At 43.7% G+C, this 817-nt stretch carries 1 protein-coding gene; it reads left to right on the forward strand.

Annotated features, from left to right (window positions below; all coding sequences use genetic code 11):
- The first annotated feature begins 133 nt into the window (after positions 1-133).
- The gene (gene tnpA, locus HMPREF1548_RS03105; protein WP_021634272.1) at positions 134-607 is read left to right on the forward strand and encodes an IS200/IS605 family transposase; all 474 of its coding nucleotides are present in this window, start codon (positions 134-136) and stop codon (positions 605-607) included.
- The last annotated feature ends 210 nt before the right edge of the window (positions 608-817 follow it).

Here is an 817-nt window from a genome sequence, read left to right on the forward strand (position 1 = left end):
TTGTGTCACAGTAAAAAATAAACCCCCTGCTATGCAGGGGGAGAGAAGTTCTTTAGATATAAGTATGAGCTCCTGTGCTAGAATAAATGTGGGTCTGCAAAACCACAAATAAAAAGCACAGGAGGTCCAAAGAATGGACAATAACAGTTTAGCTCATACGAAATGGGAATGCAAGTATCACATAGTTTTTGCACCAAAATACCGGAGACAAGTAATATATAAGGATATCAAGGCGGATGTGGGGCAGATCCTAGGAACATTGTGCCGAAGAAAAGGGATAGAGATAATCGAAGCAGAATGTTGCCCGGATCATATCCACATGCTGGTAAGGATACCCCCAAAATATTCAGTATCAGAAATAATAGGGTACTTAAAAGGAAAAAGTTCGCTGATGATATTTGAAAAGCATGCGAATTTAAAATATAAGTACGGAAACAGGCATTTCTGGTGCCGTGGATATTATGTAGACACAGTAGGGAAGAATACAGCGGCAATCAAAGAGTATATCCAAAATCAGCTAAAAGAGGATTTAGAATACGACCAGATGTCGTTAGTAGAGTATATCGACCCGTTTACGGGTGAGCCGGTAAAGAAAAACAAAAAATAAACCGCTTGGAGCGGTAGTAGGAAATCAAAGCAAACCAGCAAGCCCCTATTGGGGCTGCGCCGGAATAAGGAAGCACTGAAAGCGCCCTTTTAAGGGCGGCTGAAAATGTGGTGCAGTTGGCAGACCTTCAGTGCGCCTTCCGGGCGCAAGCAGGTAATAGCCCCTTATAGGGGCGGGACAAGCCACCGGCTAAGCCGGTGGTCTTGACTA

Source organism: Clostridium sp. KLE 1755 (genome assembly GCF_000466465.2).
Lineage (GTDB): Bacteria > Bacillota > Clostridia > Lachnospirales > Lachnospiraceae > Eisenbergiella > Eisenbergiella porci.

Bases quoted from the DNA above. Each gene is read 5' to 3' on its own strand.
- tnpA (WP_021634272.1), top strand. From the start codon at position 134: ATGGACAATAACAGTTTAGCTCATACGAAATGGGAATGCAAGTATCAC.